Below are 25,799 nucleotides of genomic sequence, written 5' to 3' on the forward strand. Positions count from 1 at the left end.
CACCGGGCCCCGCGGGGCCCGGCTCATGGTCCGAACGGCCCTCTACCGGATGCGGCAAAGCAGCTTCAAAGTCCTCATCCGTCACTCCCGCCCCACATCCCGGTGACTCACCTGAACCTCCATGCCGCGATCGCGCAGGCGCGCGGCCACCTGCTCGGCCATCGCGACACTGCGGTGCTTGCCGCCCGTGCAGCCCACGGCGAGCGTCGCATAGCTCTTGCCCTCGCGCGCGTAGCCGGTCGCGACCACCCGCAGGACCTCCTCGTAGGCGTCGAGGAACTCCTTGGCCCCGGGCTGCCCCAGCACGTACTCGCTGACCGGCGCTTCGAGCCCGTTCATCGGCCGCAGCTCCGGCACCCAGTGCGGGTTGGGCAGGAACCGGCAGTCCACCACGAGGTCGGCGTCCACGGGCAGGCCGTACTTGAACCCGAACGAGACGACGTTGAGCCGCAACCCCGGCCGGTCCTCCCCGCCGAAGTACGCGACGATCTTGTTGCGGAGGTCGTGCACGTTGTGCGAGGAGGTGTCGATCACCAGGTCGGCGTTCGCGCGCACCTCGCGCAGGATGCCCCGCTCGCGGGTGATCCCGTCAACGAGCCGTCCCTCTCCCTGGAGCGGGTGGGGCCTGCGGACGTTCTCGAACCTGCGCACCAGTTCCTCGTCGCTGGCCTCCAGGAACACCACCCGCACGCGTACGCCGCGCCCTTCGAGCTCCTCGATGGCCGCGTTGAGGTCGGTGGTGAAGGCCAGGCTGCGCACGTCGACCACGGCCGCCACCTTGTCGGCGGCCAGCTTGACCTTGCCCGCCTCCTCGGCCATCGCGAACAGCAGCCCGGGCGGCAGGTTGTCGATGACGAACCAGCCCAGATCCTCCAGGGCCTTGGCCGCGGTGCTGCGCCCGGCCCCCGACATGCCGGTGACGATGACGAACGCCGGATCGGTGCTCGCCGTCTCGCCTCTTCCGGTGTTCGCCGCCTCACTTCGTCCGGCACTCATCGCCGCACCCCGTCCGGCGTTCGTCCCCTCACTTTGTCCGGCGTTCATCGCCGCACCCCGTCCGTCGGCCCGCTCCCGCGGGCGGGGACACATGAATACTCGGCGTTGACACCCTGGCATCCTGGCGAGATCAAGGTGACTCTCCCTTCAGCGTCGACACGATGACCTCGGCGATGGACGGGCCGATGCCGGGAACCTCGCAGATTTCGGCGGCAGTGGCCTCGCGTAGCTTCTTCACGGAGCCGAAGTGCTTGAGCAGCGCCTGCCTGCGCGCCGGCCCGAGGCCGGGCACACTGTCGAGCGCGCTCTCCTTCACCGTCTTGGACCTCTTGGAACGATGGTAGGTGATGGCGAACCTGTGTGCCTCGTCTCTCACCCGCTGCAGCAGGTAGAGACCTTCACTTGAACGAGGCATGATCACCGGCTGGTCATCGCCCGGCAACCACACCTCTTCCAGCCGTTTGGCCAGCCCGCATACGGACACGTCGTCGATGCCGAGCTCGTCGAGCGCCCGCTGCGCGGCGGCCGCCTGCGGGCCCGCGCCGTCCACCACCACGAGGTTGGGCGGGTAGGCGAACTTGCGCGGTTTGCCCGTCTCGGGATCGATGGGCCCGTGACCGCCGTCACCGTCGCCGCCCGCGTCGTCGGCCCCCAGCTCGCCGGTGGCCGAGCGCTCCTCCAGGTAGCGGCGGAACCTGCGCATGATCACCTCGTAAATCGAGGCGACGTCGCCCTCCTTGGTCTTGACCGCGAAGCGCCGGTATTCGCTCTTGCGTGCCAGACCGTCCTCGAAGACCACCATCGAGGCCACGACGTTCTCGCCCTGCAGATGGGAGACGTCGTAGCACTCCATGCGCAGCGGCACCTGGTCGAGGTCGAGCGCGTCGGCGATCTCCTGCAGCGCCTTGCTCCGCGTGGTCAGGTCGCCGGCCCTGCGCACCTTGTGCTGGGCGAGCGACTCCTTGGCGTTGCGCTCGACGGTCTCCATCAGCGATTTCTTGTCGCCGCGCTGCGGCACCCGCACCTCGACGCGGGCGCGGCGCTGCTCGGTCAGCAGTTCGGCGACCGCCTCGTTGTCGGGCGGCAGCGCGGGCACCAGCACCTCGCGGGGCATGGACTCGGGGCTGGCCTCGCCGTACATCTGCAGCAGGAACTGCTCGACCAGCTCGCCCGGCGAGACCTCCTCGACCTTGTCGACCACCCAGCCGCGCTGGCCGCGGATGCGGCCGCCGCGTACGTAGAAGACCTGCACGGCCGCTTCGAGCGGATCCTCGGCCAGCGCGATCACGTCGGCGTCCGTCCCCTCGCCGAGCACGACCGCCTGCTTCTCCAGCGCCCGCTGCAGCGCCTGGATGTCGTCGCGCAGCCGGGCCGCCCGCTCGTACTCCTGCTCGGCGGCGGCCTCGCGCATGTCCTTCTCCAGGCGCTTGATGAAGCGGCTGGTGTTGCCTGCCATGAAGTCGCAGAAGTCCTCGGCCAGGTCGCGGTGCTCCTCGGGCGTGACCTTGCCGACGCAGGGGGCCGAGCACTTGTCGATGTAGCCGAGCAGGCAGGGCCTGCCGATCTGCCCGGCCCGCTTGAACACCCCGCTGCTGCACGTGCGCACGGGGAAGACCCGCAGCAGCAGGTCCACGGTCTCGCGGATGGCCCAGGCATGGGAGTAGGGCCCGAAGTAGCGGGTGCCCTTGCGCTTGGCGCCGCGCATGACCTGCACGCGCGGGAAGTCCTCGCCCATGGTGACGGCGAGGTAGGGATAGGACTTGTCGTCGCGGTACTTGACGTTGAAGCGGGGGTCGAACTCCTTGATCCAGGAGTATTCGAGCTGCAGCGCCTCCACCTCGGTGCCGACGACCGTCCAGTCGACGTCGGCGGCCGTGGTCAGCATCGACTGCGTACGGGGGTGCAGCGCGGAGAAGTCGGCGAAGTAGGAGTTGAGCCGCTGCCGCAGGCTCTTGGCCTTGCCGACGTAGATCACCCGGCCGTGGGCGTCCCTGAACCGGTAGACCCCCGGGGATTCGGGGATCGAACCCGGCTTGGGCCGGAAACTCAAGGTGCTACCCGCTGATCTCGCCACGTTTTCCAGCCTAGTAGGCCCCACCGACAAGGTTGCCCGCCGTACTCTTCGCGTTGGTACGGCGGGCAACCTCCCGGCTCCACACGTGCTAGGCCAGCATGATCTGGTCGCCCTCGACCTTGATCTCCTGGGCCGGCAGCGGCTTCTCGGCCGGTCCGGCCGTGACGGCGCCGTCGGCGATGGCGAACTTGCTGTTGTGGCACGGGCAGACGATCGCGTCGCCCTCCACGCTGCCGATCGGGCAGCCCTTGTGCGTACAGACCGCGCTGAACGCCTTGAACTCCCCGGCGGTCGGCTGCGTCACCACGATCTTCTGGTCCTTGAAGAGCGTGCCACCGCCGACGGGGATGTCGGCGGTCTTGGCCAGCGCGCCGCCTGCCTGCGGCGCACCGGACTGTGACGTGCCGGCCGTGGCCGCGGCCGATTCTGGTGCGGCCGATTCGGTGGCGGTGCCCGCCGTCGTCGTGTCGGTGCCGCCGCTGCACGCGCTGATCGCCAGCGCCAGGCCACCCGCTCCGACGCTTGCGAACACCGCCCTGCGGCTCTGAAGGTCATCTGCCATGCGCTCACCCAAACGCACGCAGGTGAGAAAATCATGAGACGCGGATCAAGCCAGTCTGATGTTGTCCCCGTCCACCTCGATCTGCTTCTCCTCCAGGGGGTCGCTCGCCGGCCCGTTCGCCACGGAACCGTCGGTGATGCTGAACTTGCTGCCGTGGCAGGGGCAGTTGATCGTGTTGTCCGCCACCTCGTCGACCGTGCAGCCCTGATGGGTGCAGACCGCGCTGAACGCCTTGAACTCCCCCGCCGTCGGCTGCGTCACCACGACCTTCTGGTTCTTGAAGACCTTCCCGCCTCCCTCGGGGATGTCGCCGGTGGCCGCCAGCGCCTTGGGCTTGGCCTCGCCCTCCGCCTCCGGTGCGTCGGAGCTGTCCGCCTTCGGTGCGTCGGACGACGGTTCCTCCGCAGGTGGCTCGACATCCGCCTCGGTGGTCGGCGAGCCGTAGCTCGCGCAAGCCGTCAGCACGGCCGCGAGTCCGGCACTCCCGGCGCCCAACACCACCGTCCGGCGCGTCGTTTCCGTCATGGTGCGTCCTCCCAGATTGGCTTTCACTTCAGGTACGGCCAGCGCCCTCGCGCCGGTTCAGCGTGCCCGAGGCCAATCCCGGTTAGTACGCACATTTACCAGTTCAGACCACCACGATGCCGTCGCCCTCGACCTTGACCTTGAAGGAGGGCAGGGGCGCGGTGGCGGGCCCCTTGGTAGCCTGCCCGCTGTCGGCGGCGAACTCGCTGCCGTGGCAGTGGCAGGGGATCACGTTCTCCTTGGGGGTGCCGACCTCGCAGCCCTTGTGCGTGCACAGCGCGCTGAACGCCTTGTAGACGCCCTGCGTGGGCTGCGTCACCACGACCTTCATGTCCTCGATCAGCTTGCCGCCGCCCACGGGCACGTCGGCCGTCTTGGCCAGGACCTTGCCCTTGAGGCTCGGCTGGGCCTGCGCTCCCCCGCCGCCGCCGCACGCGGCCAGCGCCAGCCCGCACGCGGCGACGCCGGTCGCGCCCAGCACCTCCCGCCGTCCCAGCCTGTTTTCCGACATGGCTCCGCCCCCGGTTCATAGGATTTCGTCCGCGCTCGCACCCCTTTGCCTCCCCGAGGTGCGGCTGTTACCCAGACCTCAACTTTATTGACGCCACCCGCCGGTCCGCCGATCGGGTGCCGGACTCCGGCCTGCGGCGACGTACGCACCGATCAGCGGCGGAAGCGGTCAGCGCACGGTAGGCCCACGGTCGGTCCACGGTCAGGACCGGGCTCCAGCCTGCTCCCATGACCTCTCCGACCTCGGCTCCGGCCGAACGCCCCGCCCACCTTGCCCGTGTCCGCTGGTGGCGTCGTCCCTGGGTGGCGCCGCTGATGGTGGTGGCGGCCGCCTTCCTGGCGTTCTCGTTGCCGCCGTACCTGTCGATGGACCCCGGCCAGTCCCGCGTGCCCGCCCCGGACTTCTTCCCGCCGCACTTCGCGGTGCTCTCCTTGCACGTGGTGTTCGGGTCGATCGCGATGATCACGTGCTGCCTGCAGATCTGGCCGTGGTTCCGCGCACGCCATCCCCGCGCGCACCGCGTGATCGGCCGCGTGTACGTGTTCGGCGGCTGCCTGCCGAGTGGCCTGCTGGGTCTCACGGTCGGCTTGGCGACCCCGTTCGGCCCGGTCACGATGGCCAGCAACGTACTGCTGGCGCTGCTCTGGATCGGCTGCACGCTGACGGGGTGGCGCATGGCCAGGAAGCGCAGATTCGTCGACCACCGCCGGTGGATGGTGCGCAGCTTCGCCCTGACGATGTCCATCATCACCAACCGGCTCTACGGCGCCGTCTTCACCATCCTGCTGGAGCCGCAGCTCGACACGGCCTTCCACGGCGACCCGATGTTGCTGGGCAGCACGGTCAGCGCGCTGGCGGCCTGGCTCGGCTGGGTGCTGCCGCTGCTGCTGGCCGAGTGGTGGCTGGAACGCGGCGACGCCGCCAAGCGCCGCACCCGCGCCGCCCGGCCCGCGGCGACCCGCTGACCCCCGCCGTGCGCCGATGCCACACCGCGCAGACCCGCCGTCTTCCGGCGAGCGGGCCTGCGCGGTGTCCGTCGCGAGGTCAGAACTCGAAGATCTTCCGCAGGAAGCGCCCCGTGTGGCTCTCCTCCACCAGCGCGACCTCCTCCGGCGTCCCGCTGGCCACGAGCGTGCCGCCGCGCGACCCGCCCTCTGGCCCCATGTCGATGATCCAGTCGGCGGTCTTGATCACATCGAGGTTGTGCTCGATGACGATCACGGTGTTCCCGCCGTCCACCAACCGCCCGAGCACCCCGAGCAGCCGCCGGATGTCCTCGAAGTGCAGCCCGGTGGTGGGCTCGTCCAGGACGTAGATGGTCCGCCCGGTCTGCCGCCGCTGCAGTTCGGAGGCCAGCTTGACCCGCTGCGCCTCACCGCCGGACAACGTCGTCGCGGGCTGCCCCAGCCGTACGTAGCCCAGCCCCACGTCGTTGAGCGTCTGCAGGTGCCGCTTGATCGCGGGGATGGCCTCGAAGAAGCCCAGGGCCTCCTCGATCGGCATGTCGAGCACCTCGGCGATCGTCTTGCCCTTGTAGTGGACCTCCAGCGTCTCCCGGTTGTAGCGGGCGCCGTGGCAGACCTCGCAGGGGACGTAGACGTCCGGCAGGAAGTTCATCTCGATCTTGATGGTGCCGTCGCCCGCGCACGCCTCGCAGCGCCCGCCCTTGACGTTGAAGCTGAAGCGCCCCGGCTGGTAGCCGCGCACCTTGGCCTCGGTGGTGGCCGCGAACAGCTTGCGCACGTGGTCGAAGACGCCGGTGTAGGTGGCCGGGTTGGAGCGCGGCGTACGCCCGATCGGCGACTGGTCGACGTGGACCACCTTGTCCACCTGGTCCATGCCGTTGATCCGCGAGTGCCGCCCCGGCACCGTGCGCGCCCCGTTGAGCTCCTTGGCCAGCGCGCTGTAGAGGATGTCGTTGACCAGCGTCGACTTCCCCGACCCCGACACGCCCGTGACCGCCGTGAACACGCCCAGCGGGAAGTCGATGTCGACGCCCTTGAGGTTGTGCTCGCGCGCCCCCTTGACCGTGATCTGCCGCTTCTTGTCGCGCTTGCGGCGCTTGGCGGGGATGGCGATGCTCCTGCGCCCGGACAGGTACGCCCCCGTCAACGACTCCTCGCTGGCGAGCAGGTCCTTGACAGTGCCGGACACCACGACCTGGCCACCGTGCTCGCCGGCGCCGGGCCCGATGTCGACCACCCAGTCGGCGGCGGCGATCGTGTCCTCGTCGTGCTCGACCACGATGAGCGTGTTGCCCATGTCGCGCAGCCTGACCAGCGTGTCCAGCAGGCGCATGTTGTCGCGCTGGTGCAGGCCGATGGACGGCTCGTCCAGCACGTACAGCACGCCCACCAGGCCGGAACCGATCTGCGTGGCCAGCCTGATGCGCTGGGCCTCGCCGCCCGCCAGGGTGGCGGCGGCGCGGTCCATGGTCAGGTAGTCCAGGCCGACGTCGAGCAGGAAGCCCATGCGGGCGTTGATCTCCTTGACCACCCGCTCGGCGATCTGCATGTCGCGGTCGGACAACTTGAGCGCGGCCAGGAACTTGGCGCACTCGCCGATCGACATGGCCGCGACCTCGGCGATCGACTTCCCGGCCACCGTGACCGCGAGGGTGACCGGCTTGAGCCTGGCCCCCTTGCAGGCGGGGCAGGGGATCTCGCGCATGTAGCCCTCGAACCGCTCGCGCGCCGCGTCGCTCTCGGCCTCGGCATGCCGGCGCTGCACCCACGGGATGACGCCGTCGTAGGTGGTGTAGTAGGAGCGCTGACGGCCGAAGCGGTTGGCGTAACGGACGTGCACCTGCTCGTCGTGGCCGTACAGCAGCGACTTCTGCGCCTTCTTCGGCAGCCTCTCCCACGCCGTCTCCAGCGTGAACCCGACCGTGTGGCCGAGCGCCTCGATCAACCTGGCGAAGTATTCGCTGGTGTGGCCGCCGGACCAGGGGTGGATGGCGCCGTCGCCGAGCGTCCGCTCGGGGTCGGGCACCACCAGGTCGGGGTCCACCTCCATCTTGGTGCCCAGGCCCGTGCACTCGGGGCAGGCGCCGAACGGCGAGTTGAAGGAGAACGAGCGCGGCTCCATCTCCTCGAACGACAGGTCGTCGTAGGGGCAGTAGAGGTGCTCGGAGTAGAAGCGCTCACGGCCGGGGTCGTCCTCCGCCAGGTCGACGAACTCCAGCGTGATCGTGCCGCCCGACAGTTGCAGGGCCGTCTCGACCGAGTCGGTGAGCCTGCGCCGCGCGGACTCCTTGACCGACAGGCGGTCGACGATGACCTCGATGTCGTGCTTCTCGTACTTCTTCAGCGTCGGCGGCTCCTCCAGCCGTACGACGGTGCCGTCCACCCTGGCCCTGGCGAACCCCTTGGTCTGCAGTTCGCGGAACAGTTCGGCGTATTCGCCCTTGCGGCCCCTGATGACCGGCGCGAGCACCTGGAACCTGGTGCCCTCCTCCAGGTCCATCACCCGATCGACGATCTGCTGCGGGGTCTGCCTGGCGATCGGGCGGGCGCACACGGGACAGTGCGGCTTTCCGATGCGCGCCCAGAGCAGCCGCAGGTAGTCGTAGACCTCGGTGATCGTGCCGACGGTCGAGCGGGGGTTCTTGCTGGTGGCCTTCTGGTCGATGGAGACCGCCGGCGACAGGCCTTCGATGAAGTCCACGTCGGGCTTGTCCATCTGGCCGAGGAACTGGCGTGCGTAGGCCGACAACGACTCGACGTAACGCCGCTGCCCCTCAGCGAAGATCGTGTCGAAGGCCAGGCTCGACTTACCGGAGCCGGACAGGCCGGTGAAGACGATCAGTGAGTCTCGCGGCAGGTCCAGCGAGACGTCCTTGAGGTTGTGTTCTCGTGCACCACGCACGATCAGGCGGTCTGCCACGGCGATCCCGGAAGTCGAAAGGCGGATAGGTCCACGGGGGATGGTAGACGGCGGCTCCGACAATTTCGGCTGGCCCGCTGCGCGGCCCCCGAAAATCCGTCCCTGACAGAGTACGGCCATCTCCCACGAGGGAAGGAACTCTTCAACATTCAACCTCGTGACCTGCGGTTTTATGCCCTTCCCGCGCCAGCCACCCTAGATGATGAAATATCCAGACATGACCGTCCTACCCGCGCTGCAGGCCGAGCTGGCCTCGGCGACCAACCAGCTGCTGGCCACGGCCGCGTCCCTGTCCGACGCCGACATCGCCACCCCCTCCCTCCTGCCCGGCTGGACCAAGGGACACGTCCTCACTCATGTCGCCAGGAACGCCGATTCCTACATCAACCTCCTGACCTGGGCCAAGACCGGCGTACGAATTCCGCAGTACGCCTCCTACGAGGCCAGGGCCCAGGAGATCGAGGCCACCGCCGCCCGCCCCGCGGCCCGCCTCCTGGCCGACCTCGCGGACGGCGCCGCCCGCTTCGCCACCGCCGTCCGCGACCTGCCCGAGCCGGCCTGGCAGGCCCCCGTCGAGGGCATGCGCCCGCCGCCCCACCCCGCCTGGTACGTCCTGGTACGCCGCCTGCGCGAGGTCGGCTTCCACCACGTGGACCTGGCCGCCGGCTACGGCCCGGGAGACTGGCCCGGTTCATTCGTCCGCCGCGAGCTCCACGACTGCCTGGCCACCTGGTCCCGCGCCCGCAGCACGGTGAGCGAGATCCGCCTCCTGGCCCCCGCCTCCGTACCCGAGTTCCCGGCCACGCCCGGGTCCGGGGGCGCCCGCTGGCGCGACCTCGGCGACGGCCCCGTCGTCCAGGGCGCCGCGAGCGACATGCTGGCCTGGCTCACCGGCAGGTCCGGGGGTGAGGGCGTTAGTCTGTTGCCCGCGGGGCAGTCGCACACGCCAGGTCCCGGGGGCGCCAGTCTTCCAGAACCGCCGCCGTGGCTGACGCTGCCGGCCCCCGCTGATCTACCCGCGACGCCCCCGAAGGACTATCCATGACCTACACAGGTGACGTCCAGGTCGGCGGCCCCGCCGACGTGCGCGAGCTGCCTGCGCTGACGATCTGCAAGCTCGCCGTCGGCCCGTACGACAACAACGCCTATTTGCTGAGCTGCTCCGAAACGGAGGAGTCCCTGCTCATCGACGCCGCTGCCGACTCCGACAGGTTGCTCGCCCTGATGGCCGAGCGGCCCGCCGGCGCGATCGTGACCACCCACCAGCACGGCGACCACTGGCAGGCGCTGGAGCAGGTGGTCAAGGTGACGGGCGCGCAGGTGCTCGCCCATCCGCTCGACGCGCCCGCCCTGCCGGTGCCGGTGGACCGCACGGTCGAGCACGGCGACACGATCACGTTCGGCGCGATCACGCTGGAGGTCATCCACCTGCGGGGCCACACGCCGGGCTCGATCGCCCTGCTGTACGACGGCGGCCCGGCGGGCTCGCACCTGTTCACCGGCGACTCGCTGTTCCCCGGCGGCGTCGGCAACACCTGGAAGGACCCCGAGCGCTTCACCCAGCTCTACACCGACGTGGTGGAGCGCGTCTTCGACCGGCTGCCCGACGAAACCTGGGTCTACCCGGGCCACGGCAAGGACACGACCCTGGGCGTGGAGCGTCCCGCGCTGCCGCAGTGGAAGACCAGGGGCTGGTAGATCGAGGAACGGCGGGGCCTCATCGGCGGGCGGCCAGCACGCGTACGATGCGTTCGGCCGCGTGGGCGGGGTCATCGGCCAGTCCGACGACCTCGCCCCACGACCAGCGGTAGGACCATCCCTCCGAATGCGGCACGCAGTCCACGGTCTCGGCCAGCATGGCCGCATCGGGGTGGCTGATGCGCAACGCGGGCGGGTAGGGCCGCAGCACGGCGCTCAGCCCGCGTTGTTCCAGCTCCGTCGCCAGTTTGCCGAGGTAGTACGTACGCGTGTGCTCGCGCGGCGTGGCCGACATGGATCCATCAAAGCCGAAGTAAGACGAAAAATCCTGTTACTTACGGATCGGTTAACCCTCGTGGCCAGCCCTCGGGCCCCCAGCCCTTGCCGAGACCTCAGCCCTTGCCCGTTGTCTGGACCTCAGCCCTTGCCCGTGACCTTGGCCGTTGTCTGGACCTCAGCCCTTGCCCATGGCCTCAGCCCTTGCCGGGGGCCTTGGCCGTTGCCGGGGCCGGCGTCGTGGTCAGCCCTTGTAGTGACCGACGCGCTCGGCTTCCTTCTCCTTGCGCTGCTCACGCTTGTAGAACAGCACCCGGAGCGGAATCGCCGCCACGAGCGCGATCTGCATGGTCGCCCCGATCTTGATGGGCAGGTCACCACCCTGGGGCCAGGCCACCCAGACGGCCAGGAAGGCCACGTTCACCATGATCCACCCAAGCACGACCGCGGCGAGCTGCCCCTTCGGCTTGGGGTACTCGATGCGGCTGACCATCAGCCAGGCCACGCCGAGCACGGCCAGCAGGGACCAGAAGCTCGGCTGGAACAGCAGCACGATGGAGATCACGGTCATGGCGCCCATCGGGATGGGCAGGCCCATGAAGTCGCCGCTCTTGGTCTTGACGCAGGCGAATCTGGCCAGGCGCACGACCCCGGCGACCAGCACGGCGGCGGCCGCCGCCAGCACCGCGGCGAACGGCACCTGGGCGGTGAAACCTCCCCAGATGACGATCATGAACGCGGGCGCGAACCCGAAGCTGATGACGTCGGCGAGGTTGTCCAGTTCGGCGCCCATCGCGGAGGCGCGGAAGCGCCGCGCCACGAGCCCGTCGAACAGGTCGCAGGTGGCGCCGATGAGCAGCAGCACGATGGCCGTGGCGAAGTAGCTGGGCGCGGGCGTGAACCGGCCGCCGTCGATCTGGAGCTGCTGGATCGCGGAGGAGGCCAGCACACACACCGCGAGGAACCCGCAGACGGCGTTGCCGAGCGAGAGAGAGTCCGCGGCGGACAGGCGGAACGCCTTGCCGACGGGACCGCGAGGCTCTTCCTCGTCCGCCTGCCAGCTACCGGCGTCAGCCGCGGTCAATTCTGGTCACCCCCGCAACCGTCTTCATCCCCACGGACACCGCGGGGGAGATTCCTTCGGGAAGGTAGATGTCGACCCGCGAGCCGAACCTGATGAGCCCGATCCGCTCTGCCCGCTCCACCTTCGCCCCGGAGCTCAGGTATGGCACGATCCTACGCGCGACCGCGCCCGCGATCTGCACCATCTCGATGTCGCCGAGCGCGGTCTCGAAATGCCACACCACACGCTCGTTCTGGTCGCTGTCCTTGTTGAACGCCGGCAGGAACCCACCTGCCACATGCTGCACGGAGGTGACATTTCCCGCAAGGGGGGCACGGTTGACGTGCACGTTCAGCGGGCTCATGAAGATCGCCACCCGGGTGCGGCCGTCCGGCCACGGGTCGATGCTCTGCACCACGCCGTCGGCGGGCGACAGGATGCGACCCTCGCCCGGCGTGCGGTCGGGGTCGCGGAAGAACCAGAGCATGCTCCCGGTGAGCGCGCTCAGCGGCAGGGCCGCGAGGGCCCATCGCCGGTCTCGGAGCGTCAGCAGTGCACTGGCGGCCGCCGTGGCCGCCGTTGGGAGGAGCCACGGGGAGACCCCGCGCGCGAGCCTCATACGGCCCGGCTTGGCAGAATCGTCTGACACGTACAACCTTTGGTGGTTTCTGGACTGGGCGCTTTGCCGTGATGTTACAGAACCAGTAACTATTACACGGCACAACTACACAAGCAAAGCGCCTCGAAGCCCATTTCGCTAGACCTGCTCCGGATGCGTCTCCTCGCCCTTGCGCGCTTCCATGCGCGCCTTGATCAGGCTCGCCACCGTGGTGATCACCATGGTGGCGCCAATGACCGAGAGCGACACCCAGATGGGAATTTCGGGCGCCCAGGAGACATGGCTGGCATGCAACGCCTCCAATACGAGCTTAACCCCGATGAACCCCAGGATGAACGCCAAACCGTAGCTGATGTAGACGAGCCTCTGTAGCAGCCCGCCCAGCAGGAAGTAGAGCTGACGCAGCCCCATCAGCGCAAACGCGTTGGCGGTGAAGACGATGAAGGGATCCTTGGTGAGTCCGAAGATCGCCGGAATCGAGTCGAGCGCGAACAGCAGGTCGGTGCTGCCGATGGCGACCATGACGATGAGCATCGGCGTCACCATGCGCTTGCCGTCGATCTTGACGGTGACCTTGGAGCCGACATAGCCCTCGGTGGTGGGGAACGCCCGGCGTACCCACTTCAGCAGGAAGTTCTCCTTGACGTCCTCTTCTTCGCCCTTGATGTGCTGGCGCACGATATTGATCGCGGTGTAGACCAGGAACGCGCCGAAGACGTAGAACAGCCAGCTGAACCGTTCGAGCGCCGCCGCGCCGAGCGCGATGAAGATGCCGCGCATCACGAGGGCGAGCAGAATGCCGACGAGCAGCACCTTGTGCTGGTACGCCCGCGGCACCGCGAACCGGCCCATGATGATGAAGAAGACGAACAAGTTGTCAACACTGAGGCTGTACTCGGTGATGTAGCCGGCGAAGAACTCCCCCGCCTTGTCACCCCCGAGGGTGAGCCACAACGTCACTCCGAACGCGACGGCGAGCGCGACATAGAAGGTGACCCAGAAGCCGGCCTGTCGCATGGAGAACTCTCGGGCCTCCCCACGGTCGACGATCCACAAGTCGATCGCGAGAACAAGGAGAAGACCGCCGAGCACGGCGATCCAGGCCCATGTGGGTATGCTCACTCAACCCTCCGGCATGCGCGCTTCAGTGCCGGAGGTCTCTCCCGCCCGCCTACGAACCGCGGACCGGCAGCCCCGGGGGCCCCGTGGAGCGGGGCTGCACCGTGATGACGAGGCTGTCGCGAAGGGATACTCCCCTCCCTAACCCAGGCAGTATATGAGAACCGTAAGAACGCGGGTAATCATCCTCCCGGCCCTACACCCGGTACACCGACAGTACGTCGTTCACGGCCTCGTCTCCACCGGGCATCTCACGCCCTCGCCGCACGGCCGCCGCAGCCAGCCTTTCCGCAGCTCCAGGCACCCCCAGCACCTCCCGTACGGCCTCCCGGAACCCCTCCACGTCCCCATAGGACACCAGAATCCCGGCATCCCCCAAGATCTCCGGAATCCCACCGACCTCGGAGGCGATGGCCGGGGTCCCGGTCATGAGCGCCTCCCTGAGCGTCAGCGGCTGCCCCTCCCACCTACTCGGCATCACCAACGCCGTGGCAGCCCCGAGCAGGTCGGGCACATCATCCCGATTCCCCAGCAACCGAACAGGAAGCTTCTCCGCCTCGATCCGGCGCTCCAACTCCCCCCGCAACGGCCCTTCCCCCGCCACCACAAACAGAGGCTCCCCACCCCTCACAGCCCTTACCGAACCTCCACCACTGTCTCGCCACGGGCCGGCTGCGAGGTCGAGCAGCGTCTCCAGCCCTTTCTGCTGCGCCAGCCTGGCGACGGTCAGCAAGATGGGCCGCTCTCCCGCCTGCAGTTCGTCCCTGACCTCCTGAGGCGTCCGCCGCGCCGGCCGGGGCACGGGAGCCGCGATCACGGCAGCCCGCACATCACGCGCGCCGAGCTGCCTCATCCGCTCACCGAGGTCGGGCGAGACGGTCAGCACAACCCCGGCCCGCCGCGCCACGATCCGCTCCAGAACCCCGTAAACCAGCCCCACGAACCCGCCCGCCGTCAGCGCGTTGTGCAGCGTCACCACCGGCCCCCGCCGCCCGAGCGCGGCCAGCGCCCCAGCCCTCAGCCCGTGCGCGTGCACCACATCGGCCCCGCGGGTCAACCTCCTGACCGCCAGCACCGCGCGCGCGTCATTCACCGGATGCGGCCGATCCGACACGACCACCTCCGCGAACCTGGCCCCCGCCGCGCCGAACGAGAACTGCTCCTCAACGCTCCCCGGCCCGACCACCACCACCCGATGCCCCCGGCGCACGAGCCCCTCGACCAGCATCAGCACATGCCGCCCAGTCCCCCCGGACGTAGTGCCCAACACAAATGCCACCCGCACGCCCCGCTCCCTCCTCATCGCGCCATCACAACCCTGCCAGTTCCAGCACCCCGCACGGCGAACCCACCGCCCGCCCGGCCCTCAAGCCCACCGCAGACCACCACAGCCCAGTGAGCCCCAGCCCACAGCACCCACCAGACAGACCCCGCCGTAAGCCACCTCAACCCGACAGGGCCCACCACAGGCCACCTCAACCTGACGAGTTCCGCCGTAGCAGTCCGGCCACCGCACCAGCGTCCGGCCGATCCACCGATGCCACCACCGCCGCCCCCACGGCCAGCGCCACCACCGCCCCCAGTACGGCAGCCCCCACGTTCGCCCAGACCCCACTCGCTCCGAGCCACGCCACCACACCCCCGCCCGCGAAGTACCCCAGCACCCCTCCGGCGGCCGCCGCGCCCAGTGCCCTCGGCAGCCCGGCCGCGGCCAGGCTCCCCCGCGCACGCACCACGGACCCGAGCAGCAGGGCCCCGCCCACGCTCATCCCGACGCTCATCCCGAGCGCCATCCCGCCGATCCCCCACTCATCCGGCAGCACCAGCACGAAGGCGGTCTGGGCGACCATCACGACGCCCCACCCCACCACGGTCCCGGTCGCGACGGCACGTCCACGACCCGCCGCGTACAACACCCGGCTCAGATGCGCGATGAGCCCGTATCCCACCAGACCGGGCGAGAACAGCGCGATCGCCAGGGCCAGTTCCTCGGGAGGCCGCACCTCGCTCTTGTCCGCGAGGAACACCGCCGCGATGGGCCCGGACGCGGCGGCCAGCACCCCGGCGGCCAGCCCGGACACCAGTACCACGGCCCGGGTCGTGCGGGCCGCGAGCGCCGCGAAGGCCTCCGGGTCGTCCGCCTGCGCGGACAGCCGGGGGAAGGCGCTGGTGGCGATGGGCACGGCCAGCACCGCGTACGGCACCAGGTAGATCGCCCACGCGTAGTTGTAGACGGCGATGGCCCCGTTGCCGATCGCGTTGTTCGACAGCAGCACCACCACGATCATGGCGGCCTGCTGAGCCAGGAGCGCCGCGACGCCCGCCAGGGCGAGCCTGCGCACCTGCCCGGCCACCCCGTCGGGGAACCGTAATGTCGGCCGCCACCGCATCCCCAGCCGCGCCACCGGCCCGATCACGGTCAGCACCAGGAACAGCACCCCCAGGCTGGTGCCCACGGACAAGGCCAGTTCGGCGGCGGCCGGCACTCGCAGCGGATCGCTCACCTCTCCGCTGAGCGGTACGAACAGCAGGTAGGCCACGATGACCACGATGCTGGAGACGAGGGGCGCGGTCGCGGGGCCGGTGAACCGGTTGTGCGACTGCAGGACGCCGTACAGCACCACGGCCACGCCGTACAGGGGGATCTGGGGGGCGAAGACCACCAGCATCCGGGTGGCGACCGCGGTCACCTCGGTGACGTCGCACTGATCGACGCCGCCGGCGAAGAACAGGCCGGCGATCGGCCCGGCGAACAACGCGAGCAGCGCGCCCAGCGGCACGAGGACGACGACCACCCACGTGAGCAGCGCCGAGCCGATCTGCCCCGCCCGCTCGCGCGACTCCCGCCCGGCGGCGCCGGCCAGCACGGGGACGACCATGCCCGCCAGCGCACCCCCGGCGACCACCTCGAACACGATGTTGGGGATCTGGTTGGCCGTCATGTAGGCCGTGGACAGGCAGTTGGTTCCGACGGTCTGGGCGAAGGCGTACTGCTTGCCGAACCCGATGACGCGGGCCAGCACGGTGATCGCGCCGATCAGCATCGCACCACCCGCGACGCCCCGCGCCGTCACCACACCCACCCGGCCTCCCCAGCCCGCAGCCGCTTCACTCCTACGCAGACATCCTGGCAGGCGGCGCCGACAATCGCGGCCACCGAACGGATGGGACTCGCCACGTCACAGGGGCGCAGACCGCAGAAACACAGACCGCAGGGACACAGACACCACGGATGCCGACCCCACGAACACGAGCCTCACGCGAACGGCGGGTCAGACGGTGTCGACCGGGCGGCGGCCGAGCATGTCGATGCGGTTGAGCACCGGATTCCCGGCGATCACCTTGGTGAAGCTCACCTTCTCCGCCGCCGCCGTCAAGGCCACGACGGTGCCCAGCAGCACGTACCGTCCCGGCCGGCCGAGCTTGGTGACGGCGGCCAGCCCGAGCAGGGCGCCCAGGGCGTTGGCGCCCGCGTCGCCGAGCATGGCGCGCTCGCCCAGGTCCTCGGGCAGCAGCGCCGCGGCGGCGCCCAGCGGCGCGGCGGCCAGCGCGGCGGCGGCGGGCGAGCCGCGCAGCAGCGAGGCGGCCAGCAGCGGCCCGCCGGTGAGCAGGCCGACCTTGATGGCCCGGCCTGGCCGCAGGTCGAAGAGGTTGGCGAGGTTGGCGGCGCCCGCGATGGCCGCGCCGTTGACCAGGGTGTCCACGGGCCCCTCGGAGACGAGCGCGGCGGCGCCCAGGCCGCCGGCGCCGATGCCGAGGATCTTGACGGCGCCGCTGGTCACCTCGCCGCGGCCCAGCGCGGTCAGGTGTCCCTTGAAGCCTTTGGAGGAGGTGGTGCCGTACAGGTCGTCGTAGGCGCCCACTGCGCCGCTGCCGACGCCGGCGAGCAGCGCGGCGGCGCGTACCCGGGCGGGCAGGCCGGGCGTGAGCGCGGCGGCGGCGCCCGCCCCGGCCGCGAACGCGGGGCCTTCGAGCAGGGTGATCGGCTCGCCGCGGTGGTTCTTCCTGGTCCAGCGGCCGCTCAGGTCGGCGGGCCGGTTGCGGGTGAAGGCCGCGTAGGCGGCGCGGGCGGTCACGGCGCCGATCGCGGCTCCGGCGAGGGCGTACAGCAGGCCACGGGCCCGGCTGGCAGGCATGTCAGCTCCCTGACTCTGTGGTGGGGGATGGGGTCGCGGACGTTTCCGTGGGTATGGCCGCCGTGGCTCCCTTGCCCATGCCGTACTGGCCGGCCCGCCCGGACAACTGTTCCCGCAGAGAGTAAACGATCGCGACCCGGCCCGCGGGCATGTCGGCCGTGTCGACCGTGGACACGCGCTTGGAGACCTCGCTCTCGTCGCGTACGGCGGCGATCGCGTCACCGGGCAGCACGGTGGGCGCGGCCAGGCCGGCCAGCACCGTGCCCTTGCCGCCCACGTCGATGCCGTCGGCCACGGAGACGAGCGCGCCCGCCTGGGTCTCGGCGTTCTCCCCCTCGTACGCCTTCTCCGGCGCGAACATCACCGCGAGCGTGGCCCGCTTGGCCGGTTCGCCCTCGACGCTGAGCAGCCCGCCCGCCTCGAACGTGCTGATCACGTCGGCGGTCTCGGGGTTGGGGGTGCCGACCTGGGCCTGGTCGGTGGTGACGAAGGTGGCGGCGAGCAGCGCGGCGGCCCTGTCCCAGCTCGTGGCGGTGGCGGGGAAGACCATGTTGGCCGGCTTGAGCTGGTTGACCAGGCCGTCGAGCACGCCCTTGCCCTTGGGATCGAAGAATTTCTCCGTCAGCGTGATCCGCCCGGGGATCTCCGCGCCGGCCTGTTCGAGTACGAGTTGGGTGGCCTCGCGCACGGTGCTGCTGGAGCCCGGCGTCTCGATCAGCAGCACCTGCTGACCGGTCAGGTCGCCGGCCACCAGGTCAGCGGTCGAGGAGGCGATGAGGGTGTCGTTGCCGGCCTCGCGCCCGCGCAGCGTGTCGATCTCCGCGCGCAGTTCGTCGTTGGACTTGGTGACCGCGGCGGCGACCTCCTTGGCGGACTGGACCGCCGGATCCTGCAGCAGTGTGGTGCCCATGACGATGCCCACCGCCAGGGCCAGGAAGATGGCGACGATGGAGACGAGGTGGTAGCGAAAATCGATCACGAGAAGAGTCCGACCAGCCAGAAGATGAATGCGTTCCAGAGGTCTTGCAGGCCGTTCAGCCAGGTCTGGCCGAGCGGCGACATGAAGAGCGCGACCCCCATGGTGATCAGCGCCGTGATCACGAGCAGGAGCAGTTGGGAGGTGGTGATGCGGCTGCGGTAGAGCCTGCTGACGCCCTTGGCGTCGATGAGCTTGCTGCCGATGATCAGCCGGGTGAGGAAGGTGCTGGCCATGCCGGAGCGCCCCTTGTCGAGGAACTCCTCCAGCGTGCCGTGCGTGCCGACGGCGACGATCAGCTCGGCGCCCTTGTCGTCGGCCAGCAACATCGCGATGTCCTCGCTGGTGCCGGTGGCGGGAAAGATCACCGCTTCGCGGCCGAGCTGGTGCACGCGCTCCAGGCCGGGCGCCCTGCCGTCGCGGTAGGCGTGTACGACGAGCTCGGCGCCGCAGGTCAGGGCCTTGGTGGAGACCGAGTCGAAGTCACCGACGATCACGTCGGGCAGGTAGCCGGCCTCCAGCAGCGCATCCGCCCCGCCGTCCACGCCGACGAGCACGGGCCGGTATTCGCGGATGTACGGCCGCAGGGTGGCGATGTCTTCCTTGTAGTGATACCCGCGCACCACGATGAGGACATGTCTGCCCTCCATGGGGGTGCGGATCTCAGGCACGCCGACTCCGTCGATGAGAAGCTTGCCCTCACCGCGAACGTACTCCATCGTGTTGACGGCGAAAGCCTCGATCTGCACGGCGAGACCGGCGCGTGCCTCGGCCATGGCGGACTCGACGGCCTCGTTGGTCTGCTCCTCGCCCTTGCCGACCACGTCTTCGTCGAGGTAGACGACCCCCTCGCAGACGCGTACGACGTCGCCGTCCTTGACGCGCTCGAACAATTCCTGGTTGGCGTTGTCAACGAACGGCACGCCGGCTTCCAGCAGGATCTGCGGCCCCAGGTTGGGGTAGCGCCCGCTGATGCCGCTGGCCACGTTGACGACGGCCGCGGCTCCGCACGCGACGAGCGCCTCCGCGCTGACCCGGTCAACGTCGACGTGATCGATAATCGCAATTTCCCCGGCTTGGAGACGTTTTGTCAGCCTCTTGGTCCGCCGGTCGATCCTCGCCACTGCCGTTACACCGGGAAGGTCCTCGACCTTCCTACCGCGGAGGCCCGGCATTTTGCTTCCCGGAACCTTCATCAAGACCATCCTGCCAGAGCAAAACAGCGCGGAGGCCACGCATGACGCGGCGTGTCCCTTATGTCACTCAGGATCACCTGTCTGCCGCGGCGAGCCCCAGCAGTTCCTCCGCGTGCGCCCGGCCCAGCTCGGAGTCCTCGAGACCGGCGAGCATCCGGGAGAGCTCACGCACCCGGCCCTCGTGATTGAGCGTGACGACGCCGCTGCGCACGACGCTGCCGTCACTCGCCTTCTCGACCACCAGATGCTGGTCGGCGAAGGCGGCGACCTGCGGCAGATGTGTGACGACAATCACCTGCGCGGTACGGGCGAGCCTGGCCAGCCGGCGCCCGATCTCGACCGCCGCCTTGCCGCCGACACCCGCGTCCACCTCGTCGAACACGAAAGTCGGCACGGGATCCGCGCCGGCGAAGACCACCTCGATCGCGAGCATCACGCGGCTCAGCTCACCACCGGAGGCACCCTTGTTGAGCGGCAGCGGCGGCGCGGCGGGGTGTGCCGCCATCCGGAGCTCCACCTCGTCGCGGCCCTCGGGCCCGAACTCCTCGCTCAGCGTGAGCTGGACCACGACCCGGGCGTGCGGCATGGCCAGCGCGGTCAGCTCCTCGGTCACGGCCTGGCCGAACCGTTCGGCCGCGGCCTCGCGCACCTGGGTGAGCTCGGCGGCCAGCTCGGTCAGCCGGGCGGTCAGCTCCTCGTGCTCGCGGGTCAGCTCCCCGATGCGCTCGTCGTCGCCTTCGAGCTCCTCCAGTCGGGCGGCCGACTGCTGCGCCCATGCCAGGACGCCCGCGCTGTCCACGGCATATTTACGGATCAGCCCGGACAACACCGACCGGCGTTCCTGCACCGCCGCCAGCCGCGCGGGGTCGGCCTCGATCGACTCCGCGTACGCCGCCAGATCCGTGGCCACGTCGGAGATCAGGTATCCGGCCTCGGCCAGCCGGTCGGCCACCTCGGCGAGCTGGCTGTCGAAGTCGCGTACCGCCTCCACGGCCGAGCGCGCCTCCCCCAGCAGGGAGGCCACGTCGTGCGGCCCGCCCGCGGCCTCCATCGGGTCGCCCAGCAGCGCGGTGTGCGCGCTCGTCGCGGCGCTGCGCAGGGCGTCGGCGTGCGAGAGCCGCTCCTCCTCGCCGCGCAGGTCATCGTCCTCACCCGGCTTGGGATCGACCTTCTCGATCTCCTCCAGCCCGAACCGCAGCTGATCGGCCTCCTGCGCGCGCTCCCTGGCCCTGGTGGTCAGCTCGTCGAGCAGCGCGCCCACCTGCTTGTGCCGCTTGTACGCCTGCCCGTACGCCCGCAGGGGCTTGACCAGTGCGTTGCCGGCGTAACGGTCGAGCGCGGCCCGCTGCCTGGCCGGCTGCAGCAACCGCTGCTGATCCATCTGCCCGTGCACCGCCACCAGGTCGTCGGCCAGGTAGGTCAGGGTGCCGACGGGCACCGTGCGCCCGCCCAGCCACGCCCTGGACCTGCCCTCGGAGGAAACGGTGCGCGAGATGATCAGCTCGCCGTCCTCGACCTCTCCCCCGATGTCCTCGACCTGCTGCGCGACGCGGCCGCCCGGCTCGATGACCAGCGTGCCCTCCACGTTGGCCTTGTCGGCCCCCGGCCGTACGCGCGAGGGGTCGGCCCGGCCGCCGAACAGCAGCCCGAGCCCGGTGACGACCATCGTCTTGCCCGCGCCCGTCTCACCGGTGACCACGTTGAAGCCCGGCGAAAGCTCGAGGACGGCCTCGTCGATGACGCCGAGCCCCTGGATGCGGACCTCCTCGACCCTTGGTCGCACTGCCCACTCCCGTTCCCTGCCGTGTGTGACGCCGCTGCCTGCGCTGGACCGCTGGGGACGGCCTGCCACGCCCACGTGATCCTACGCGTTCTCACCTCAATTGACTCAGGGTCGCGCCCTTCCGCGCCACCCCTGAACGGGTAGTTCAAACTTGGCGACCAGCCTGTCGGTGAACGGCGCGCCGGTGCTCTCCACCCCGTGCAGCCGGGCCAGCCGTACGGGCTCGGCCCCCCTGCGGACCTCCACCCGCGTCCCGGACGGAAGCTCGAATCTCCGCCGCCCATCGCACCACAGAACGCCGCCAGGCGTGTCGGGCAGTATCTCGACGGCCAGGGTGGAGCGCGGGGAGACGACCAGCGGCTTGGCGAACAGCGCGTGCGCGCTGATGGGCACCATGAGCAGCGCCTCGACCTCGGGCCAGACGATGGGGCCGCCGGCGGAGAACGCGTACGCGGTCGAACCGGTCGGAGTGGCGCAGATCACGCCGTCGCACCCCCATCTGGACAGCGGCCGGCCGTCGATCTCGGCGACCACCTCCAGCATGCGCTCCTGCTTCTCGACGGTGACCTCGTTGAGCGCCCAGGTGTCGGCCAGGACCCGGCCGTTCTGCCTGGCGAGAACATCGATGGTCATCCGCTCCTCGACGTCGTAGCGCCCGGCCACCACGCTGTCGACCGCCGCGGCAAGGTCGGCGACCTCGGCCTCGGCCAGGAAGCCGACGTGTCCCAGGTTGACGCCCAGCAGCGGCGTGGCCGCGGGCCTGGCCAGCTCGGCGGCGCGCAGCAGGGACCCGTCACCGCCGAGCACGATCATGACCTCGGCGTCCTTGGCCGCGCCCGGATCGGCGGGCACCGCGTCGGCCTCGTCGCAGCCGATCTCGGCGCATTCGGTGTCCAGCACCCTGACGGTGATTCCGGCGTCGGCCAGCCGTCTGATGACCAGCCGGGCGCTGTCTATGGCGGCGCCACGCCCGGTGTGCACGGCGACCAGCACGGTGCGATTCATTGCGGCCCTTCCGCCACGGCACGCTGGATCTCGGCCTCGAGGTCGGCGACCTGGGGCTCGCCCTCTCCCTTGCCCAGCCAGAGCAGATATTCCACATTTCCCGACGGACCGGGCAGCGGGCTGGCGGTCACTCCGCGCACGCTCAGCCCCAGCTCCCGCGCCTTGCCCGCGGCGTCACGCACGGAGCGCGCCCGCAGCTCGGGGTCGCGCACGACGCCGCCCGCCCCGACCAGGTCCTTGCCCACCTCGAACTGAGGCTTCACCAGCATCACGAAATCGGCCCTGGGCGCGGCGACCTCGGCGAGCGCGGGCAGTACGAGCCGCAGCGAGATGAACGACAGATCGCCCACGATCAGCGTGGGCGGCTCCCCGACCATGTCGGGGGTCAGTTCGCGGACGTTGACGCGCTCCATGACGGTCACCCGATCATCGCTGCGCAGCGACCAGGCGAGCTGCCCGTAGCCGACGTCCACGGCCAGCACGTGCGCTGCGCCGCGGCGCAGCAACACGTCGGTGAACCCGCCGGTGGAGGCGCCCGCGTCGAGGCAGCGGCGGCCCGCCACCTCCAGGCTCCCGAACGCGTCGAGCGCCCCCAGCAGTTTGTACGCTCCGCGCGAAACGTAGTCGGGCCCGTCCTCCGAGGCGGCCACGACGATGGCGGAGGCGGTCTCGACCTGGGTGGCCGCCTTGTGGGCCCGCTGGCCGCCGACGCTGACCCGGCCGGCCTCTATGAGCTGGGCGGCCTGCTCACGCGATCTGGCCATGCCGCGGCGTACGAGCTCGCTGTCGAGCCGGATCCTACGGCTCACCGGCGTTCCACAGCCTGATGCCCGTCCGACTGCCGCTCCTGGGCCTCCTCCGCCGCCTCGTCCACGGCGGCGAGCACGCCCTCCAGGCCGGAGAACGCCTCGTCGAAGACCGCGACATGCTCGCTCACGGGCAGCTCGCCCAGCCGGCCGAGGTCCGCCACGATGGCGTCGACCCGCTCGTCGCCGGTCCTCTCCGGCACCTCACTCATGACTCGACCGTAACGCCTCGCGCGAGCGCCCGGGACCTTGGCAGGCGTGTCACACGTTGAGAGTCATACAGGGGTGCTAGTGATGTGGAACGCTACCGTCCGCAAAAGGAAGAAAGGATGGCGCATCATGGCAAGCGTCGAGGAGTGCCGGGCGGCACTGGCCAAGCTCGTCGCGCAGTTCGACGAGATCGATGAGGAGGACCGTGCCAAGCATGTGGTCGAGCGCACGGTCAGCTGCCGGGTGTCCGATCTCGACGTGACCTTCCACGGCCGGCTGCACCACGGGGGCCTGGATCCGTTCACGCAGGAGCCGCCGTCGGACGGCAAGTCCGCCGACGTCAAGCTCACGATCGTGAGCGACGATCTGGTCGCGCTGGTGGACGGAGAGCTGGACCTGGCGCGCGCGCTGCTCGGAGGGCGGGTGAAGATCGACGCGAGCTTCGGCGACCTGCTGCGCCTGCGCAGACTGATCTGAGGGACGGGCTCCCGCACGGGAGAGGCCCTGAGGCACGCCCGAGGGACCGTTGGGCGGGAGAGGTCCTGAGGCACGTCCAACGGGCAGTTCAACGGGAGAGGCCCTGAGGCACGTCCGAGGGGCCGTTCACCCGCGTCAATGGTCAATGATCTTATTGGCTGTTGACGCGGATCACCCGATGAGGTCCAGGACCGGCTTGACCGCGTCCTCATCGACGCGCCCGTCCCCCGCCAGCGCCCAGGCGGCGGCGCACGCGGCCCGCAGCCCGTCGATCCGCTCGCCGTCGCCCTCCAGGTGCAACACCCCGTCCCGCCACCTGGCCCGCCATCCCGCGCAGGCGCCGTCGCGCACCTCGGGGTAGGGCAGCAGCAGCGCGTTCAGGTCCTCACCGACGTACGTGGGCCGATGCCGGGGCCCGGCGGTCAGCGCGTCGACCGCCGTGGCGACCCCGGTCAGCACCAGCAGGCTCTCCACTCCCGCGTTGGAGGCCCCCTCGATGTCGGTGTCGAGCCTGTCTCCCACGACCAGGGGCCGCCGCGCCCCCGTACGGATCATCGACTCCCGATGCAGGGGCGGATCCGGCTTGCCCGCATAAATCGGCTCAACCCCGGTGGCAGCGGCGATCACCCGCACCATCGCCCCGTTCCCGGGCAACTCCCCCCGGCCGGTCGGCATCGTGCTGTCCCCGTTGGAGGCCACGAACAACGCCCCCTGCCGCACCGCCAGCGCCCCTTCCGACAGCAGCCCGTACGACAATCCGGGTGCGATCCCCTGCACCACGGCGACGGGCGAGTCGGCGGCGGTCGAAACAGGGCGAAGGCCGCGATCCCGTACGGCCAGCCGCAGCCCCGACCCGCCGACCACGAGCACGTTCGAGCCGGCCGGCACCCTCTCGGCGATCAGCCGGGCCGCGGCCTGCGCCGAGGTCACGACGTCCTCCGCCGTGGCGGGCGCGCCAAGTTCGCGCAGGTGGGCGGCAATGGCGGCCGGTGTACGAGAGGCGTTGTTGGTCACGTACGCCAGCCGGACGCCGCGCCGCCCCGCCTCCTCCAGCGCCGCCGGAGCCCCCGGCACCGCGTGGGCGCCCAGGTAGACCACGCCGTCGAGGTCGAGCAGCAGGGTGTCATAGCCGTCGATCAGCACAGCGCCTCTTCCCGTTTGACTCTCACGTTACGTGAGACTTTAGCGTCGCTCTCGTACCCACCTAGAGGAAGGATGACATGTCCGCGAACCTGAACCTCACGGCGGCGGAACGTACCGAACTGTTCGGCACCTTCGACCCGGACGAGCACGCGGCCGAGGCTGAGCGACGCTGGGGCGGCACGGCGGCCTGGACGGACGCGCAACGCCGCGCGGCCTCGTACACCAAGCAGGATTGGCAGCGCTTCATGGCGGAGGCGGGCCGGATCACCACCCGCATGGCGGAGGCGATGCGCTCGGGCGCGCCGGCGGACGGCGAGGTGGCCATGGCGCTGGCGGAAGAACACCGTGCCCACATCACCCGCTGGTGCTACGAGTGCACGTACGAGATCCACCGCGGCCTCGGCGACCTGTACGTCTCCGACCCCCGCTTCACCAACACCATCGACGAAACGGCCCCGGGCCTGGCGGCGTACTACCAGGCAGCCATCACCGCCAACGCCACACGCAACAACGCATAACCGATGGATCCCGCACGGCACGGCACTCGGCATGACCAGCGGACGGCACAGGACGATGGCATGACCTCCGGATGGCGGACGGCGCGGGACATGACCGGTGAATACACGTTTCATCCAGGTCGGCCAGCACCCTGGATGACTGTTGACTGATTACCGAGTGACCGATGAGTGAATGACGAGTGACCGCACCCGAAACCCGTCGGTCACGAGTGGAGCATCGT

The 25,799-nt window shown here is 70.0% G+C and carries 25 protein-coding genes; 5 read left to right on the top strand and 20 right to left on the bottom strand.

Going from position 1 to position 25,799, the window contains the following annotated elements; all coding sequences use genetic code 11:
* Positions 1–81: 81 nt before the first annotated feature.
* The 5 genes from rapZ to AB0I81_RS53530 all read right to left on the bottom strand — a co-directional run bounded on the left by rapZ (position 82) and on the right by AB0I81_RS53530 (position 4,668).
* Entirely contained in the window at positions 82–996 is a 915-nt protein-coding gene (gene rapZ, locus AB0I81_RS53510) for an RNase adapter RapZ (protein ID WP_360675929.1), read from the bottom strand.
* A gap of 130 nt (positions 997–1,126) precedes the next feature.
* Positions 1,127–3,070 (bottom strand): excinuclease ABC subunit UvrC, encoded by a 1,944-nt coding sequence (gene uvrC, locus AB0I81_RS53515; protein ID WP_360675932.1) that lies wholly within the window; start codon positions 3,068–3,070, stop codon positions 1,127–1,129.
* An 88-nt stretch (positions 3,071–3,158) separates the two neighbouring features.
* Entirely contained in the window at positions 3,159–3,632 is a 474-nt protein-coding gene (locus tag AB0I81_RS53520; protein WP_360675935.1) for a Rieske (2Fe-2S) protein, read from the bottom strand.
* Between the two features lie 45 nt (positions 3,633–3,677).
* Entirely contained in the window at positions 3,678–4,157 is a 480-nt protein-coding gene (locus tag AB0I81_RS53525; protein ID WP_360675937.1) for a Rieske (2Fe-2S) protein, read from the bottom strand.
* A 103-nt stretch (positions 4,158–4,260) separates the two neighbouring features.
* Complete coding sequence (locus AB0I81_RS53530) at positions 4,261–4,668, bottom strand: Rieske (2Fe-2S) protein (RefSeq protein ID WP_360675940.1); 408 nt, start codon at positions 4,666–4,668, stop codon at positions 4,261–4,263.
* A gap of 227 nt (positions 4,669–4,895) precedes the next feature.
* On the opposite strand from AB0I81_RS53530, the gene AB0I81_RS53535 reads away from it, so the two are divergent.
* Entirely contained in the window at positions 4,896–5,633 is a 738-nt protein-coding gene (locus AB0I81_RS53535) for a DUF2306 domain-containing protein (RefSeq protein WP_360675943.1), read from the top strand.
* Between the two features lie 79 nt (positions 5,634–5,712).
* Here AB0I81_RS53535 and uvrA read toward each other — a convergent pair whose 3' ends face one another.
* Positions 5,713–8,553, bottom strand: a complete 2,841-nt coding sequence (gene uvrA / locus AB0I81_RS53540; RefSeq protein ID WP_360675945.1) for an excinuclease ABC subunit UvrA — start codon at positions 8,551–8,553, stop codon at positions 5,713–5,715.
* Positions 8,554–8,770: 217 nt separating this feature from the next.
* Between uvrA and AB0I81_RS53545 the strand changes: the two genes are divergently transcribed.
* Together AB0I81_RS53545 and AB0I81_RS53550 are read left to right on the top strand one after the other, a co-directional pair.
* Positions 8,771–9,598, top strand: coding sequence for a maleylpyruvate isomerase family mycothiol-dependent enzyme (locus AB0I81_RS53545; protein ID WP_360675948.1), 828 nt, complete (start codon positions 8,771–8,773; stop codon positions 9,596–9,598).
* On the top strand, positions 9,595–10,251 hold the full coding sequence (locus AB0I81_RS53550) for an MBL fold metallo-hydrolase (protein ID WP_360675951.1): 657 nt from the start codon (positions 9,595–9,597) through the stop codon (positions 10,249–10,251). The genes AB0I81_RS53545 and AB0I81_RS53550 overlap by 4 nt, the downstream gene beginning before the upstream one ends.
* A gap of 19 nt (positions 10,252–10,270) precedes the next feature.
* Here AB0I81_RS53550 and AB0I81_RS53555 read toward each other — a convergent pair whose 3' ends face one another.
* The 13 genes from AB0I81_RS53555 to AB0I81_RS53615 form a co-directional block, all read right to left on the bottom strand.
* Complete coding sequence (locus tag AB0I81_RS53555) at positions 10,271–10,546, bottom strand: hypothetical protein (RefSeq protein WP_360675953.1); 276 nt, start codon at positions 10,544–10,546, stop codon at positions 10,271–10,273.
* A gap of 225 nt (positions 10,547–10,771) precedes the next feature.
* Positions 10,772–11,611 (bottom strand): CDP-diacylglycerol--serine O-phosphatidyltransferase, encoded by an 840-nt coding sequence (gene pssA, locus AB0I81_RS53560; RefSeq protein WP_360675956.1) that lies wholly within the window; start codon positions 11,609–11,611, stop codon positions 10,772–10,774.
* Positions 11,598–12,209: a phosphatidylserine decarboxylase gene (locus tag AB0I81_RS53565; RefSeq protein WP_360676025.1), complete on the bottom strand. Its 612-nt coding sequence runs from the start codon at positions 12,207–12,209 to the stop codon at positions 11,598–11,600. Before AB0I81_RS53565 ends, pssA begins: the two co-directional genes overlap by 14 nt.
* 138 nt (positions 12,210–12,347) lie before the next feature.
* The gene (locus AB0I81_RS53570; protein WP_360675959.1) at positions 12,348–13,331 is read right to left on the bottom strand and encodes a TerC family protein; all 984 of its coding nucleotides are present in this window, start codon (positions 13,329–13,331) and stop codon (positions 12,348–12,350) included.
* Positions 13,332–13,524: 193 nt separating this feature from the next.
* Positions 13,525–14,631, bottom strand: a complete 1,107-nt coding sequence (locus AB0I81_RS53575) for a glycosyltransferase family 4 protein (RefSeq protein ID WP_360675962.1) — start codon at positions 14,629–14,631, stop codon at positions 13,525–13,527.
* Between the two features lie 172 nt (positions 14,632–14,803).
* Complete coding sequence (locus AB0I81_RS53580; RefSeq protein WP_360675965.1) at positions 14,804–16,411, bottom strand: lipid II flippase MurJ; 1,608 nt, start codon at positions 16,409–16,411, stop codon at positions 14,804–14,806.
* A 189-nt stretch (positions 16,412–16,600) separates the two neighbouring features.
* Positions 16,601–17,464, bottom strand: a complete 864-nt coding sequence (locus tag AB0I81_RS53585; protein WP_360675968.1) for a hypothetical protein — start codon at positions 17,462–17,464, stop codon at positions 16,601–16,603.
* Position 17,465: 1 nt separating this feature from the next.
* Positions 17,466–18,443, bottom strand: coding sequence for a copper transporter (locus AB0I81_RS53590; RefSeq protein WP_360675971.1), 978 nt, complete (start codon positions 18,441–18,443; stop codon positions 17,466–17,468).
* On the bottom strand, positions 18,440–19,636 hold the full coding sequence (gene steA / locus AB0I81_RS53595) for a putative cytokinetic ring protein SteA (RefSeq protein WP_360675974.1): 1,197 nt from the start codon (positions 19,634–19,636) through the stop codon (positions 18,440–18,442). Before steA ends, AB0I81_RS53590 begins: the two co-directional genes overlap by 4 nt.
* Positions 19,637–19,709: 73 nt before the next feature.
* Positions 19,710–21,419, bottom strand: coding sequence for a DNA repair protein RecN (recN, locus tag AB0I81_RS53600; RefSeq protein ID WP_360675977.1), 1,710 nt, complete (start codon positions 21,417–21,419; stop codon positions 19,710–19,712).
* A gap of 105 nt (positions 21,420–21,524) precedes the next feature.
* Complete coding sequence (locus AB0I81_RS53605; protein ID WP_360675979.1) at positions 21,525–22,424, bottom strand: NAD kinase; 900 nt, start codon at positions 22,422–22,424, stop codon at positions 21,525–21,527.
* Positions 22,421–23,233 carry a TlyA family RNA methyltransferase gene (locus AB0I81_RS53610; RefSeq protein WP_360675981.1) on the bottom strand — a complete coding sequence of 271 codons (813 nt, stop codon included), beginning with the start codon at positions 23,231–23,233 and terminating at the stop codon, positions 22,421–22,423. Before AB0I81_RS53610 ends, AB0I81_RS53605 begins: the two co-directional genes overlap by 4 nt.
* Entirely contained in the window at positions 23,230–23,442 is a 213-nt protein-coding gene (locus tag AB0I81_RS53615; RefSeq protein WP_360675984.1) for a hypothetical protein, read from the bottom strand. The genes AB0I81_RS53610 and AB0I81_RS53615 overlap by 4 nt, the downstream gene beginning before the upstream one ends.
* Positions 23,443–23,569: 127 nt before the next feature.
* Here AB0I81_RS53615 and AB0I81_RS53620 point away from each other — a divergent pair, with 127 nt between their 5' ends.
* Complete coding sequence (locus tag AB0I81_RS53620) at positions 23,570–23,917, top strand: SCP2 sterol-binding domain-containing protein (protein WP_360675986.1); 348 nt, start codon at positions 23,570–23,572, stop codon at positions 23,915–23,917.
* Between the two features lie 171 nt (positions 23,918–24,088).
* Here AB0I81_RS53620 and AB0I81_RS53625 read toward each other — a convergent pair whose 3' ends face one another.
* Positions 24,089–25,060 (bottom strand): HAD-IIA family hydrolase, encoded by a 972-nt coding sequence (locus AB0I81_RS53625; RefSeq protein WP_360675989.1) that lies wholly within the window; start codon positions 25,058–25,060, stop codon positions 24,089–24,091.
* 77 nt (positions 25,061–25,137) lie between these two features.
* Here AB0I81_RS53625 and AB0I81_RS53630 point away from each other — a divergent pair, with 77 nt between their 5' ends.
* Entirely contained in the window at positions 25,138–25,578 is a 441-nt protein-coding gene (locus tag AB0I81_RS53630; RefSeq protein WP_360675992.1) for a TipAS antibiotic-recognition domain-containing protein, read from the top strand.
* Positions 25,579–25,799 lie beyond the last annotated feature (221 nt).

This window comes from Nonomuraea sp. NPDC050404 (genome assembly GCF_040655495.1).
Lineage (GTDB): Bacteria > Actinomycetota > Actinomycetes > Streptosporangiales > Streptosporangiaceae > Nonomuraea.

Excerpts from the sequence above, each read along its gene's own strand:
- rapZ (WP_360675929.1), bottom strand. The coding sequence starts at position 996 with ATGAGTGCCGGACGAAGTGAGGCGGCGAACACCGGAAGAGGCGAGACG.
- AB0I81_RS53520 (WP_360675935.1), bottom strand. The coding sequence starts at position 3,632 with ATGGCAGATGACCTTCAGAGCCGCAGGGCGGTGTTCGCAAGCGTCGGA.
- AB0I81_RS53525 (WP_360675937.1), bottom strand. The coding sequence starts at position 4,157 with ATGACGGAAACGACGCGCCGGACGGTGGTGTTGGGCGCCGGGAGTGCC.
- AB0I81_RS53530 (WP_360675940.1), bottom strand. The coding sequence starts at position 4,668 with ATGTCGGAAAACAGGCTGGGACGGCGGGAGGTGCTGGGCGCGACCGGC.
- AB0I81_RS53535 (WP_360675943.1), top strand. The coding sequence starts at position 4,896 with ATGACCTCTCCGACCTCGGCTCCGGCCGAACGCCCCGCCCACCTTGCC.
- AB0I81_RS53545 (WP_360675948.1), top strand. The coding sequence starts at position 8,771 with ATGACCGTCCTACCCGCGCTGCAGGCCGAGCTGGCCTCGGCGACCAAC.
- AB0I81_RS53550 (WP_360675951.1), top strand. The coding sequence starts at position 9,595 with ATGACCTACACAGGTGACGTCCAGGTCGGCGGCCCCGCCGACGTGCGC.
- AB0I81_RS53555 (WP_360675953.1), bottom strand. The coding sequence starts at position 10,546 with ATGTCGGCCACGCCGCGCGAGCACACGCGTACGTACTACCTCGGCAAA.
- AB0I81_RS53565 (WP_360676025.1), bottom strand. The coding sequence starts at position 12,209 with ATGAGGCTCGCGCGCGGGGTCTCCCCGTGGCTCCTCCCAACGGCGGCC.
- AB0I81_RS53575 (WP_360675962.1), bottom strand. The coding sequence starts at position 14,631 with ATGAGGAGGGAGCGGGGCGTGCGGGTGGCATTTGTGTTGGGCACTACG.
- AB0I81_RS53585 (WP_360675968.1), bottom strand. The coding sequence starts at position 17,464 with ATGCCTGCCAGCCGGGCCCGTGGCCTGCTGTACGCCCTCGCCGGAGCC.
- steA (WP_360675974.1), bottom strand. The coding sequence starts at position 19,636 with ATGAAGGTTCCGGGAAGCAAAATGCCGGGCCTCCGCGGTAGGAAGGTC.
- AB0I81_RS53605 (WP_360675979.1), bottom strand. The coding sequence starts at position 22,424 with ATGAATCGCACCGTGCTGGTCGCCGTGCACACCGGGCGTGGCGCCGCC.
- AB0I81_RS53615 (WP_360675984.1), bottom strand. The coding sequence starts at position 23,442 with ATGAGTGAGGTGCCGGAGAGGACCGGCGACGAGCGGGTCGACGCCATC.
- AB0I81_RS53620 (WP_360675986.1), top strand. The coding sequence starts at position 23,570 with ATGGCAAGCGTCGAGGAGTGCCGGGCGGCACTGGCCAAGCTCGTCGCG.
- AB0I81_RS53630 (WP_360675992.1), top strand. The coding sequence starts at position 25,138 with ATGTCCGCGAACCTGAACCTCACGGCGGCGGAACGTACCGAACTGTTC.